This window comes from Anabaena sp. UHCC 0399 (assembly GCF_034931465.1).
Taxonomy (GTDB): Bacteria; Cyanobacteriota; Cyanobacteriia; order Cyanobacteriales; family Nostocaceae; genus Trichormus; species Trichormus minutissimus.
This window is the reverse complement of record NZ_JAYGGZ010000011.1, coordinates 19,432-32,491: the sequence shown is the minus strand read 5'-3', so window position 1 is coordinate 32,491 and position 13,060 is coordinate 19,432. Positions and strand designations below refer to the sequence as shown.

Sequence of the window (13,060 nt, the reverse complement as noted above, 5' to 3'; positions counted from 1 at the left end):
TTATGACAGCTAAAGGTCGTCTCTATGGAGTTGGTGTAGGGCCAGGAGATCCAGAACTATTGACCCTGAAAGCCTTGCGGCTATTGCGTGCTGCACCCGTGATTGCCTATCAGTCAGCCACAGATAAAGAGAGTATAGCGCGAGCGATCGTTTCTCAATATCTCACAGGCGAACAAATCGAAGTAGCCTATCACCTCCCCCGCGCCTTAGAACCAGAAAAAGCCCAGGAAATTTACGACCAAGAAGTTGCACCCATCGCCGCACATCTAGCAGCCGGAAGGGATGTAGTAGTAGTGTGTGAAGGCGACCCGTTTTTTTACGGCTCATTTATGTATGTATTTACACGCCTATCTGAACACTACCAAACGGAAGTCGTCCCCGGAGTATCTTCATTAATGGCGTGTGCTGTGTCCTTGGGTGTACCGTTCACCTACTACAACGATGTTCTCACAGTTTTACCTGCACCCCTCCCAGCCGAAGAACTCACCACAAAATTGCTGACAACTGATGCAGCAGCCATTATGAAACTCGGTCGCCACTTTACAAAGGTGCGAGATATCCTGTATAAATTAGGATTAGCATCACGGGCGTTATATATTGAACGGGCAACAACAGCACACCAAAGGATTGTACCCATAGATGAGGTTGATCCGGCTGAAGTACCTTACTTTGCCATGATTGTTATACCTAGTAAGAGTCGGTTATAGAAGTTTGGTAAAAATGGATTTCTACAGCCTATTTGATCAACTCATACCAGCTAAAAATATTTAGTATTTTTGTACTATGTAATAGCAATTATTGGTTAATATAGTATGTAGACGCGCTAATATGAGATTTATTTGCTATGTTAGTGAGCTTGATTCAGTTTGCGGGTCTGACCTATGATTAATTGTCTAGACGTGGCTCGCTACTTTATTGTGAGAGCCTACGAAGATGGTATCGAAGCAGAAATGACAAATATGAAAGTTCAAAAGCTTCTGTACTATTCACAAAGCTTGCATTTAGCCTTGTATAATCAGCCATTGTTTGATGAAGAAATTCAAGCATGGCGATACGGGCCTGTGTGTCCTCCTGCTTACGGGTTTTACAGTGAATTTGAAGCACAACAATTACCTATACCTGGACAAGAATTTCTATCACAGATTCCTGATGAGCAGAAAGAGGTTTTAGAAGAAATCTGGGAATATTTTGGTGGCTATCATGCTTACCGACTCAGTAATATGACTCATTTAGAGTTTCCGTGGATAAAAGCACGCAAGGGTTTATCTTCAGATGCTAGTTCAACTCAGCCAATTTTGCTGGAAGATATGAAGGCATTAGGTTATCAAAAGCTTGATTTAATAGAGCGTGAAAATCCTGCTTATGAGCCTATAATGTCTAAAGTGTTGGAAGACAGTTGTAATTCAGAATCCTCAACTCGTATTGCTAAAGGAGAAGTCCGTGACTGGCTCAACTCCCTTCTCGATTGAGAAATCTGATAATTTTCAGCGTTCTTTTAAAAAACTTGCAAAGTTTCATGGAAATGGTTTTGTTGAATTAGTCGCCCAGGTTTTGGAAGATTTGCTAGAAGACCCCTATCCCTACAACTCCCGTCAAGAACCTTTACCGGGAAAGATTCGACTACCTGAAGAATGGACATTTCATAAGTTGGAACTGAGATTTTCCAAGGGAGCTTCAGGACAAATTAGATTGATGTATTTGGTTAATGCTACTACCTCTACAATCAAGCTTGTTTGGATTTATAGTCATGAGCAGTTTACAAAACGTCCTGCCGATACAGATTTGAAGAGTGTTATTCAAGAAATACTAGACTGCTAGCACAAGATGATATTTATTCATCTGTGGTTTGATTTGAAGAAGATTAACTAAGATATCCATTCCCAAGTTCCAGAAATTCCATGAATAAGGTTGCACCTGCCGTTGTAGTATTAAGTCAAAATAGCGTAGCACTAGCCCGCAAAATCATCACCGTCTTACCAGGGGCGACGCTATACGGTTTAGCAGGTCGCACCTCAGAGGTTGATATCAGCTTCACTAATTTCGGCGACACACTGCGGGAATTGTTTGCTGAAGGAACACCCCTAATTGGTATTTGTGCGGCGGGTATTCTCATCAGAACCCTAGCACCCCTAATTTCCGACAAACGCCAAGAACCGCCAGTGTTAGCGGTGGCTGAGGATGGTAGCGCAGTTGTCCCGCTTTTGGGGGGACTCAATGGAGTCAATGATTTAGCACGGCGCATTGCTGAGGTACTGGATACCCAAGCAGCAATTACCACTACAGGCGATATCCGTTTCCGCACGGCGTTGTTATCCCCTCCCCCTGAGTATCATTTAGCCAACCCAGAGGATGCTAAAAAATTTATCTCTGATTTATTAGCAGGGGAGCAGGTAAAGTTAGAAGGAACTGCACCTTGGTTAAGTAATAGTCAGTTACCCATTGACCCCAACGGTGATTTAACTATTCGAGTCACAGAACGCTGTGTGACTCCTACAGCTAACTGTCTGGTATATCATCCCAAAAATGTTGCGATCGCCATCACTCACACTGATGTTACTCTAGACTCAGTACAAGCATTACTAGCAAATGCAGACATCGCCCCCGCATCTATCGCCGGCATATTTGCACCCATCGCTATCGCCGCTAACCCAAATATACATACCATCGCCAGTTTCTACAGTGTCCCGACTCGCTTTTTCCATGAAGACTTAAAAGCGCAAGAAATAGCCCTAGCAGCAACAGGTAAAGATGGTAAATTAATTTCCACTTCATCCCAGATGGCGATGATCGCTATTTCCCCCCAACCCATAGACCCCAACACCATCGGTCAGCCACGAGGACGTTTAGCGATTATCGGTACAGGCCCCGGTAGTTCTCAATGGATGTCACCGGAAGTCAAAGAAATTCTCAAATCTGCCACTGACTTAGTAGGCTACAAAACTTATCTAGATTTAGTAGGTTCTCTCGCAGTGGGAAAACAACGCCATGAGTCAGACAACCGCGAAGAAATCGCACGCGCAAGTATGGCCTTAGATTTAGCTGCGACTGGACGGTATGTAGTCGTAGTTTCTTCCGGCGACCCTGGTATCTATGCAATGGCGGCTGCCGTGTTTGAAGTCCTCGACCACCACCACAAGCCCGAATGGGACACTATTGATATTCACGTCGCACCGGGAATTTCCGCCATGCAAGCCGCCGCCGCCGCCGTTGGCGCACCATTAGGACATGATTTTTGTGCGATTTCCTTATCTGACATTTTGAAGCCTTGGTCAATTATAGAACAACGTATTGCTGCTGCTGCTCAAGCTGATTTCGCCATTGCCTTTTACAATCCTGTTTCTAAAGAGCGCACTTGGCAATTAGCTGACGCGAAAAATATTTTGTTGCGTTATAGAACACCCAATACTCCGGTAGTTTTAGCACGAAATCTCGGCAGACCAAAGCAAACAGTGCAAGTAATTACCCTTGAACAGTTAACACCAGGTATTGCAGATATGCGAACCGTGATTATTGTCGGTTCTAGTCAAACTAGAATTATTAACCGCAGCGATGGTAGTTTTTCTGTCTATACACCACGTCGGTATTAGTGCTGTTAGCGGTAGCGAAGTCTAAAGGGCAGTTGCGAAAGTCCAGTAATGGTAAGTCCGGTGCGGTCTTGGGGTCTCCCCAAATGGAGCAACAGGCGAACCCGAAGGGAAGGAAACAGAAACCCAAGACTCACTACTTGGGTTTCTCCCGCTACACCGCTTGTAGTGTAGCGGGAGAGGATGTCAAGCATTAACGAAAATATCTGCATTCGTTAGGGACAGTCCCGTATTGAGTGTACCAAATTGAATTTTAGCGATCGCACCTGTGCCATCCTGGTCAAAGAACAAAGCACCGTTATTTCGGTCGTAAAGAAATCTCTGACTACTTGTAGTAGCTGCTGAACCAAGGAAAAATTGACTAGCCGCGATCGCCGCGCCTACAACCAACCCCCCACCAAAGCCAGCCGCAGAGACAACGATAGTGTCATCAACCACGGTAAAATCAGTAATTCTGTCGATACCTTCACTACGGGAATTGAAAGTAAAGCGATCGCGTCCTACACCCCCTGTTAGTGTATCGTTACCAGTACCACCAACGAGGATGTCATTGCCCTTACCGCCGAGGAGAGTATCAACACCCGCTCCACCATTAAGAGTATCATTACCATCTCCGCCGTTTAGGGTATTGTTGCCACTGTTACCTGTAATAGTGTTGTTAAGATGATTACCAGTACCGTTAATGGCAGATGTACCAGTGAGAGTTAAATTCTCTAAACTATTACCCAATGTATAGCTAACAGAAGATTGAACTAAGTCCGTACCTTGGTTGGCATTTTCGGAAACGTAATCTCCCATACTATCAACAATGTAGATATCGTTACCCCCGCCACCAAGCATTCTGTCATTACCTGTACCACCATCAAGGGTGTCATTACCAGCACCAGCAGTCAGAAAATCATTACCAGCACCGCCATTGAGTCTATTATTACCACTATTACCGGCGATCGTGTTGTTCAGACTGTTACCTGTGCCGTTAATAGCAGATGTACCAGTGAGAGTTAAATTCTCGACATTCGCACCCAGGGTATAAGTAACAGTTGACTGAACTGTATCTGTACCTTCATTGGCGTTTTCTGTAACTATATCCCCAGTGCTATTGACTATGTATGTGTCGTTTCCTCTGCCACCCCTGAGTGTATCGTTACCTAATCCGCCATCGAGAGTATCATTACCCCTACCACCATGCAAAACGTTAGCAGCACTATTACCGATAATTGTGTCATTACCATCGCCACCAAAAGCATTTTCGATTGTAGTTCCTGTACTGATGGTTAAGACAGTCCCATTGAGGATACTTGTAGAACCTGGATTCAGGTTTAGGTAAGAGTTGGAAGTAATCGCCGCCGCATTAATCGTATCAGTACCTGAACTATCCGTTAATGTAGTTGAGCCATAAAAACCATACTCATTGGTGTAGAAATAAGTGTCATTGATAGTATCTGTATCACCGTATAAATTTAATTTCCAACTATTGAAAATGCCGATATCTGTGGGGCCTAAATCCTGGATTGTAAGAGTCCAATTGCCAGCACTGCTTTCTCCCCAGTGTTGCGTGCTAGAGAGTTTAAACACGATATTGTCTCCCTCATCTTCCTTATTACCAGGTTGATGAACCAGAACACTCTGAACCCCACTAGGAGAAGTCAGGAAAACAACTATATCACCCCGATAGGGATGAGTCAGATTGAGTTCTACTTCTACCCAATCAATATCTAAACCAGCCGCCACAGTAAAAGTGTGACTAATTCCTGCCTCATCGTTATCTGGAACAGTCAAGCCTAAATTACCTGAATTATAGGAAAGAGACTGCTCGTTGTTAAATCGGCTCTGTTTTTGCCAAGTCTCAGCCAAACGCACAGCAGCAAGAGCATCTACCAAGCCAAATCCATAGTCATGACTGACGTGTAAACCCCCACCATTCAAATTGTTAGCACCGTTAATTTGCCAAACGTAATTTCCCCCTATGCTATAGAAATCGTTTTGGCGAGCTGAATAGGCGAGAATTTCTTGTATATCTCGATAACCTAAATTACGATTGGCTTCCAGCATTAAGGCGACTACCCCAGAAACCATTGGAGCTGCTGCTGAAGTGCCGTTAAACTCGTAGTTATAGTCTCCTGAATCATAACCAGCAGATCCTCTACGGTCTGTAGTCACAATACTGCCAAATGAATCGCTACCAAAAGCAGAAACAAGAATCGAAGCACCAGGTGTACTGTATGAAGATGCGAAGCCATCATCATCAAGTGCAGCTACAGTAATGGCATGGCGAGAGTTCTGAAAGTTGTGATAGTTGGTGTTATCCCCTTGCTCACGGTCATTTGCGGCGGCAAATACGATCGCTGTGCCTAATCCGTTACGTCCATTAGTAACAGCATTAGCGATCGCTTGTCCTGCTTGTGGACTAGTATAAAAATTATCGAGAAAAAAATTAGCTCCAAAACCCCAACTATTATTGACAACATCAAAACTCGCAGCACGCGTCAGAGCATCAGTTGCAGTATTTATAGAACCAGGAATAGCCCGAATGCCTGTAATCCTGGCATTGAAAGCTACACCCACAGTGCCAACTCCATTAGCCTCAGCACCAATGATACCTGCTACCGATGTCCCGTGATTATCATCAAATAGAGTGGGGAAGGCATCAGAATCTTGACTAAGGCTGTCATAATCTTTCGTTGTATCGTAATTATTATCCAAATCATAGTGGGTATAATCAAATCCATCATCGATCACACCAACTAGAACACCTCGCCCTGTATAGTCATCCCAAACATTAACTACGTTGAGATCCATACCAGGAGTACCGCCGGATTGTCCTTGGTTGTAGAGATACCATTGATACTGAAATAAGGGATCAGAAGGAATAGTAGTCATAAGTTTGTCTCTTTAATTGTGAAAATGTTTTGATATTGAAAAGTTAGTCTGATGATCTAGAGATGCTGAATTCTTAATAGCTAATAATTCATTAGCTATTAGTGGCAAATTGCAACCTTCTTAAATTCACAGAATAAAGGAAGTATAAAAATTAGTCATTCAGTTAAATGCTGTCTGAGATGCAATATTTGGTATTTATCTATGCACCATCATGTATGTAAGATTGCAGGAAACTGTATTGCAATTGATCTCAATCTATGTAAAGTTGCAATTGGCAGCAGTTTTCATGACTACATTTGTCGTAAGATTACGGCGTTACTTATGCGTACAAACTTAAATAGTTCACGTACAAAACTTCCGAAACATAATAAATAAAACTATGATTAATTAATATTATTTCAAGTGCTGGTGGCTCTTAGGACTATTCCTGGGCTTCACTTTTACTAACAAACTTCAGTTTTTGGACAATATTTTCCACAATTTGGGAGTAAATGATTAATACATCGAGTATTATTACTTGGGTTAAGTCTAAAATATCACGCTTGCAAGCAATTAATTCAAATACTACTCAACATAAATTGCGATCGCACTACCATTTTCCACTTCTCCTATACATCCCATACTATCAGCACTAGAACTACAAGTTAGAGATACATTCCATTGACGAGTAATAGAATTACCAGTTTGCCATGCCATTTGGCGAATGTAAAAATAGTTACCATCAGCGACATTAGCTAGTTGAGTAGGAGTAAGGATCAGAATTAAGCAATCGCGGGTTGAGCATAGCTTAATATTGGCACTAGCATCATTGAAAGCCCCAACGACTGTATAGTCGCAACGATATCTTTCACCTGCGATCGCAATATTACAACTTGATGGGTAAAGAGTTTTGTAGTATCTAAAATCAACAGGTCTTTCCGCTAATGCAGAGTTAGCGTTGAGGCTTAATATCCCAACAGATGTCAATAAAGATACTACCATTTTTCTCAACATGATTTTTCTCCTAATGAGAATTTATTGGCTTTATGTTAGAACTGACAAGAATGTTGCTGCTCAATTTTGAGCGACACAAAACAGATTAAAAAAATTACAAGAATTATTCCTTCACCCTTTCTGCTGACTATAATGCAAGCTTTATCACTGATAATTGCTCAATCTTGCAGTTAAATTTGCAGAAAACTGTATTGCAATTCAATTCCTGCCATGATATTGGCTTGAAAAACCTGGCTTCTTTAATGATTATGTAAGTAATAGTGCAGAAACCTGCATTGTCAATACTAATATAGTGATATACAAAAAAATAGATTTTTCATTACCTAATATGCTTAGTTAAATCTCATAAATTTAGAAATATGAAACAGGGAAATAATTAAGAGTAATTTATAAGTGAGTCCTTGTATAAAAATAGATTTTTGTTTATGGATAATCTTGCCTGTGATACAAAATTAACTGACATTTGATACTATCCTTATTGAAACTTCAGAGTTCCAATTTTTCTAAGAACCGGGATGGTCAATTTGCTATATAAAATTTCTACTCCCTCTAATTTTTATATTCCATACTCAAGCATGAACCCAGTTATAGATAATCGCGTTAAGCTAGATTATGCCGCTACTATTGTCACCATGTTTTTGGTAATTTAAACCACCAAACAATGCAGAATGCCAGTAAAAGTGAGCTGATAGCTGTGGATAAGTTCGATATATTACCTTTAAAGAAAACTCCCCATGAGTTCCCGCGCATTACTATTAGTAAATCGTCATGCCCGCCAGGGACAAAAACGTCTCTTGGAAGCAATTAATTACCTGCAAACATTTGGCTGGGAATTAATTGAAGAATCTACAGAAAACCCCAAACATTTGGCTCATATCATACACAAATATAAAAATCATGTGGATTTAGTCATCGTTGGTGGTGGTGATGGTACTCTTAATGCCGTAGTAGATGCTTTAGTAGAGACTCAGTTACCTTTAGGAATATTACCTTTAGGAACTGCCAATGATTTAGCGAAGACTTTAGGTATTTCTAACTCTCTACCAGAAGCTTGTAAAACAATAGCCTCTGGAGAATTACGACGTATTGATTTAGGATGGGTCAATGGTAAACACTTTTTTAACGTTGCCAGCTTAGGATTGAGTGTAAAAATTACCCAAAAACTGACTAAAGAGTTTAAACGACGCTGGGGAATTTTGGCATATGCAGTTACAGCATTACAGGTAATTTGGGAATCTCGACCCTTTAGCGCAGAAATTCGCGTGCAAGATAGATGCTTCCGAGTCAAAACAGTGCAAATTGCTGTAGGTAATGGTCGTTATTACGGTGGTGGTATGGCTGTAGTTCACGATGCTAAAATTGATGACCAAAGATTAGACCTTTATAGTTTAGAAATTAAACATTGGTGGCAAATGATTCCGTTGCTACCTGCTATGCGAAACGGGAGACATATTCATCGGCAAAATGTCCGCGCCTTATCTGGACAAGAAATAGAAGTTTATACACATAAACCGCGCCCGATTAATACCGATGGAGAAATTACTACATACACCCCGGCTAAGTTCCGTGTTATTCCTAAAGCTGTAGCTGTTTTCGTTCCGCCAGTTTAGGGAGTGAAGAAATAAATTCAAAATTAAAGAACACTTAGGGATTGGAGACAAGGGAGACAAAAAATTTTAGATTGATATCCCAATCTAAAATCGCCAATTAAAAATCCACGCATTGAATTGCCCAATGCCCATAGACCATTAACTAATACCTATATCTGCGGTAGATAGCTAAGAGAGAATCTGATATGCTGAGGAATTGTAAGGAATGATAACGGGTGCATTTGTATTTCAACTTAATTCTCTTTTAGCTATCTATAGCGGGGCATTGTGGCAACTCACATCAACTCACGCCAAATTCATGTGAGATTTTCTCAAGAGATTAAATTACTACTACAAAGATTGACCGAACAGCATTTGACTCTCGGTGATATTTTGGCGGAAACTTCGGAACGGGGTTTTAGCTTAGTCATTGTTTTATTAGTTTTACCCTTTTTGTTCCCTATGCCGCCAGGTTTAGCAGGGCCTTTTGGTGCTGCTTGTTTAATGTTATCTATACAGATGATACTCGGTAGGCGATCGCCTTGGCTACCTAAAAGAATTGCTCGCTATAAATTCCCTCGCCCTTTTGCTCAGTTAATTTTACAAAACCTCCGCCGCGTCACCAAAATCTTAGAGAAAATTACTCGCCCTCGTTTGACTAAAATCGCCGAACATCCCTTAACTTGGCGAGTCAATGGCTTGTGTATCTCTTGGCTGACACTGTTACTCATGTCACCAGTTCCATTTACTAATCCCATCCCCACGGTTGGTATTTTACTACTGACAGTCGCCACTATTGAATCTGATGGGTTACTAATTTGTGTTAGTTACATCATCACTATTTTAATTACCATACTATTTGGATTTATTGGTTATGGCTTGTGGTTAGCACCTAGTTGGCTACCATCCTTATTCAGATAATAAAAGCCCCCAGCCAAAGACTGAAGGGCTTGCTTTTAATTAAGGTGCATCTACTAATTTATATATCCCTTCAGTCTTTGGCAGCATCGGGAAAAAATACCAGCAATGCTCAAATATTTATTTATAGCCGTTACCCGATAGATTAAGATGAGTTCGATTAATTTTAAAACCCCCGCAGGGTAATTCTCCCCTGCCAGGAGAGAGGCTTAAAAACCTACTTTTTCGTGAGCTACCGTCAACTGTCAACTGTCAACTCCTATATATGTGCTAGTACACGATGAGCCAAAAATTTTACTTTAAAGGAATTTTTGCTTTTTGAAATACCTGTTCATCTGTAAATTGCAATTCTGGTAATAGAGAATCTGTAATTAATTCATCTCCCATGTGAGTCTTTGGTGCTGCATCTGGATAAAAAACAGTAATACTTCTGGCTTTGCTGTCTAACACCCACACTCGCAGCACATTGGCGTTTAGATAGTCTTGCGCTTTGGCTGCCATTTGTCCAAAGGTTTGTCCAGGAGAGATAATTTCAATTACTAAATCAGGAGGTACAGAACAAACTCCCTCTTCTTCCCAGTCGGAGGGTAAACGCTCATTAGAAATGTACAATAAATCTGGTACGGGTAGCCAGTCTTTTCCTCGACGGGTTAATGCTACAGATAATTCTGGATAAACTTCTCCTTTGCCTTCACATGATTGTTCAATTAAATTAAGTAGGGCGCGAGTTAGTTTAGAGTGGTGTTTTTTCGGTGACATTTTAGGAATTGATTTACCATCAACGAGTTCGTAGGTGGTATCTCCCTCACCTGGGGGGAGATTTAAGAACTCCTGCAAAGTCAGTTGATTGTCGGCTTGGAGAAGCATAGCAAAAACCAGAAGGCGGCTAGTTAGATTTTAGCTAATTTGTAATTCGTAATGGGCTGCGCCCTGCTACGCTCTAAGCGCAGCTATACCGCAGGCTTTACGTAATTCGTAATTTACATTGCCTCTAAAACTTGGCGAATAATCTCTGTTGGTACTTCGTCGGTAATTGTGACTACACCCATTTGGGTGGGTAGGATAAACCGCACTTTACCGTTTTTAACTTTTTTATCTAGTTGCAGTGCATCAATAATTCCTTCAATATCTAAACCCTCTGGTAACTTTGTCGGTAAGCCTGCTTTTTGAATCAGGGCATTTTGACGTTCTGTGTCTTCCTGCTGCCACATTCCCAATTTCAGAGCAATTTGGCCTGCTGCTACCATGCCAATAGCCACGGCTTCACCGTGATTGACTAACCGATAACCAGTTAAGCTTTCTACCGCATGACCAATAGTGTGTCCATAGTTAAGAATTGCCCGTAGTCCGCCTTCTTTTTCATCTTTACCCACAACCTCGGCTTTGGCTTGACACGAACGGGTGAGAATAGCGTTGATTAATTCTGGTTTGATGTAGCGCAATTGATTGAGGTGTTTACTAGCTTCCATTTGGGCAAACAACTCAGCATCCCAAATTACGCCGTACTTAATTACTTCTGCCATACCTGCCCGAAATTCACGCATGGGAAGGGTTTTTAGCACGTCTGGGTCAACTAATACTAAACGTGGCTGATGGAATGCCCCAATTAAGTTTTTACCGTGGGGATGATTTACGCCTGTTTTGCCACCAATTGCCGAATCTACCATTGCTAGGAGGGTAGTAGGCACTTGTACAACGTTAATTCCTCGTAGCCAACTAGCAGCAGCAAAGCCAGTCATATCGCCAATTACGCCTCCCCCCAAAGCCACCATCGTAGAGGAACGTTCTAGGCGATTTTCTAGGGCGATATCGTAGAGTTTTTGGATAGAATTGGGGGTTTTGTAGCGTTCTCCGGCTGGTAGGCAATAGCTAGCTACCTGAAAACCAGCAGATTCTAGAGAATTTATGGCTCTTTCGCCATAATGCTTAAATATAGTAGGGTTAGAAACCAGCAATACTTTTTTGCCTAGTTTCAAATCAGCCATCTGTTGACCAAGTTGTTCTAAACTTCCAGATGCGATCGCAATCTCATAAGACTGCTGTGGTAGATTCACATTAATTACAGAAGTCATTACCCAAACCCCAACAAGCACAGTGGGCTGTATTCTACCGCATTTTGGAAGAGTGCTGAGTTGTGTTAGCGGTAGCGCGGCGTTTAGTCGGTGCTGAGTTGTGAGTTGTGTCAACTCCAAACTTCGGTTAAATCCAATACAAACCCCGGTAAAACACTTTCTCCTGACAAACTCACAGGATGATTTAGCACTTCCACATCTTGACCTGGGCGATAAATCTCTACCTGTTGATTTTTGCGATCGATTAACCAACCTAAACGCGCACCATTATCTATGTATTCTCTCATCTTAGCGCGTAACTTTTCTATAGAATCATTTTTAGACCGTAGTTCTAATACGAAGTCAGGACAGATGGGGGCAAAGGTTTCCTGCTGTTCTATACTGAGAGCATTCCATCTGTCTTGACGTATCCATGCAGCATCAGGAGAGCGATCACTGTCATTAGGTAGATGAAAACCACTTGAAGAGTCAAATGCTACACCTAATTTAGTCTGACGATTCCACAACCACAGTTGTCCAGCAATATCCAAGTTTCTGTATCCTGTATCGCTGCCGGTTGGCGGCATAACAATTAACTCTCCCGTAGCAGTTCGTTCTAATTGTAAATCTCTGTTAGCCAGTGCTAATTTCACAAACTGCTCATGAGAGACTGTCAGCGTCAGATTAGGTGGAATATTAACCGCAAGGGTTGGGGATAAGTTAGTTTTTGTCATTTGAGGGTAGGAAGCAGTGGTTTGACAAGCTCACCAACCAGACAGTAATGAATATAGTTTTAGTCTAGTTTATCTTCCTTCATTAACTGTTGACTAATGACTAATGACCAAAAATTAATGATTCAATATAGTTAGTGAAGTATTGTGGAGAAACATAAATGTTAGCAGTAGTATCTTATATCCTCTTCTTGGCTTTGTTCATGGGCATAGCTGTAGGTCTGCTGTTCGGTCTGCGTTCTGCGAAGATCCTTTAAATAAGGGTATGGGGGTGTAGAGGTGCGAGTAAGTAATGATTCTACACCCTGACCGAA

At 41.6% G+C, this 13,060-nt stretch carries 13 protein-coding genes; 7 read left to right on the top strand and 6 right to left on the bottom strand.

Annotated elements, in window-relative coordinates; translation table 11 throughout:
• Window positions 1-2 precede the first annotated feature (2 nt).
• The 4 genes from VB693_RS08375 (at window position 3) to cobJ (ending at window position 3,587) form a co-directional block, all read left to right on the top strand.
• Window positions 3-707 carry a precorrin-2 C(20)-methyltransferase gene (locus tag VB693_RS08375; protein ID WP_323265858.1) on the top strand — a complete coding sequence of 235 codons (705 nt, stop codon included), beginning with the start codon at window positions 3-5 and terminating at the stop codon, window positions 705-707.
• Between the two features lie 174 nt (window positions 708-881).
• The gene (locus VB693_RS08370) at window positions 882-1,469 is read left to right on the top strand and encodes a Panacea domain-containing protein (RefSeq protein ID WP_323265857.1); all 588 of its coding nucleotides are present in this window, start codon (window positions 882-884) and stop codon (window positions 1,467-1,469) included.
• Window positions 1,441-1,818, top strand: coding sequence for a hypothetical protein (locus VB693_RS08365; RefSeq protein WP_323265856.1), 378 nt, complete (start codon window positions 1,441-1,443; stop codon window positions 1,816-1,818). The genes VB693_RS08370 and VB693_RS08365 overlap by 29 nt, the downstream gene beginning before the upstream one ends.
• An 80-nt stretch (window positions 1,819-1,898) precedes the next feature.
• The gene (gene cobJ / locus VB693_RS08360) at window positions 1,899-3,587 is read left to right on the top strand and encodes a precorrin-3B C(17)-methyltransferase (protein WP_323265855.1); all 1,689 of its coding nucleotides are present in this window, start codon (window positions 1,899-1,901) and stop codon (window positions 3,585-3,587) included.
• 5 nt (window positions 3,588-3,592) lie between these two features.
• Here cobJ and VB693_RS08355 read toward each other — a convergent pair whose 3' ends face one another.
• From VB693_RS08355 to VB693_RS08345, 3 genes are all read right to left on the bottom strand, one after another.
• Window positions 3,593-3,778, bottom strand: a complete 186-nt coding sequence (locus VB693_RS08355; RefSeq protein WP_323265854.1) for a hypothetical protein — start codon at window positions 3,776-3,778, stop codon at window positions 3,593-3,595.
• Window positions 3,771-6,464 (bottom strand): S8 family serine peptidase, encoded by a 2,694-nt coding sequence (locus tag VB693_RS08350; protein ID WP_323265853.1) that lies wholly within the window; start codon window positions 6,462-6,464, stop codon window positions 3,771-3,773. The genes VB693_RS08355 and VB693_RS08350 overlap by 8 nt, the downstream gene beginning before the upstream one ends.
• Before the next feature lie 564 nt (window positions 6,465-7,028).
• Window positions 7,029-7,457: a hypothetical protein gene (locus VB693_RS08345; protein ID WP_323265852.1), complete on the bottom strand. Its 429-nt coding sequence runs from the start codon at window positions 7,455-7,457 to the stop codon at window positions 7,029-7,031.
• Window positions 7,458-8,191: 734 nt separating this feature from the next.
• Here VB693_RS08345 and VB693_RS08340 point away from each other — a divergent pair.
• Window positions 8,192-9,067 (top strand): lipid kinase, encoded by an 876-nt coding sequence (locus VB693_RS08340; RefSeq protein ID WP_323265851.1) that lies wholly within the window; start codon window positions 8,192-8,194, stop codon window positions 9,065-9,067.
• A gap of 267 nt (window positions 9,068-9,334) precedes the next feature.
• Window positions 9,335-9,967, top strand: a complete 633-nt coding sequence (locus VB693_RS08335; protein ID WP_323265850.1) for an exopolysaccharide biosynthesis protein — start codon at window positions 9,335-9,337, stop codon at window positions 9,965-9,967.
• A gap of 291 nt (window positions 9,968-10,258) precedes the next feature.
• On the opposite strand, the gene VB693_RS08330 is transcribed toward VB693_RS08335, so the two are convergent.
• The 3 genes from VB693_RS08330 to VB693_RS08320 all read right to left on the bottom strand — a co-directional run bounded on the left by VB693_RS08330 (window position 10,259) and on the right by VB693_RS08320 (window position 12,749).
• Window positions 10,259-10,831 (bottom strand): Uma2 family endonuclease, encoded by a 573-nt coding sequence (locus tag VB693_RS08330; RefSeq protein ID WP_323265849.1) that lies wholly within the window; start codon window positions 10,829-10,831, stop codon window positions 10,259-10,261.
• A gap of 113 nt (window positions 10,832-10,944) precedes the next feature.
• Entirely contained in the window at window positions 10,945-12,036 is a 1,092-nt protein-coding gene (gene aroB / locus VB693_RS08325) for a 3-dehydroquinate synthase (protein ID WP_323265848.1), read from the bottom strand.
• 110 nt (window positions 12,037-12,146) lie between these two features.
• On the bottom strand, window positions 12,147-12,749 hold the full coding sequence (locus tag VB693_RS08320) for a Uma2 family endonuclease (protein WP_323265847.1): 603 nt from the start codon (window positions 12,747-12,749) through the stop codon (window positions 12,147-12,149).
• A 158-nt stretch (window positions 12,750-12,907) separates the two neighbouring features.
• Between VB693_RS08320 and petL the strand changes: the two genes are divergently transcribed.
• Window positions 12,908-13,003 carry a cytochrome b6-f complex subunit PetL gene (gene petL / locus VB693_RS08315; protein WP_190709847.1) on the top strand — a complete coding sequence of 32 codons (96 nt, stop codon included), beginning with the start codon at window positions 12,908-12,910 and terminating at the stop codon, window positions 13,001-13,003.
• Window positions 13,004-13,060: the final 57 nt, after the last annotated feature.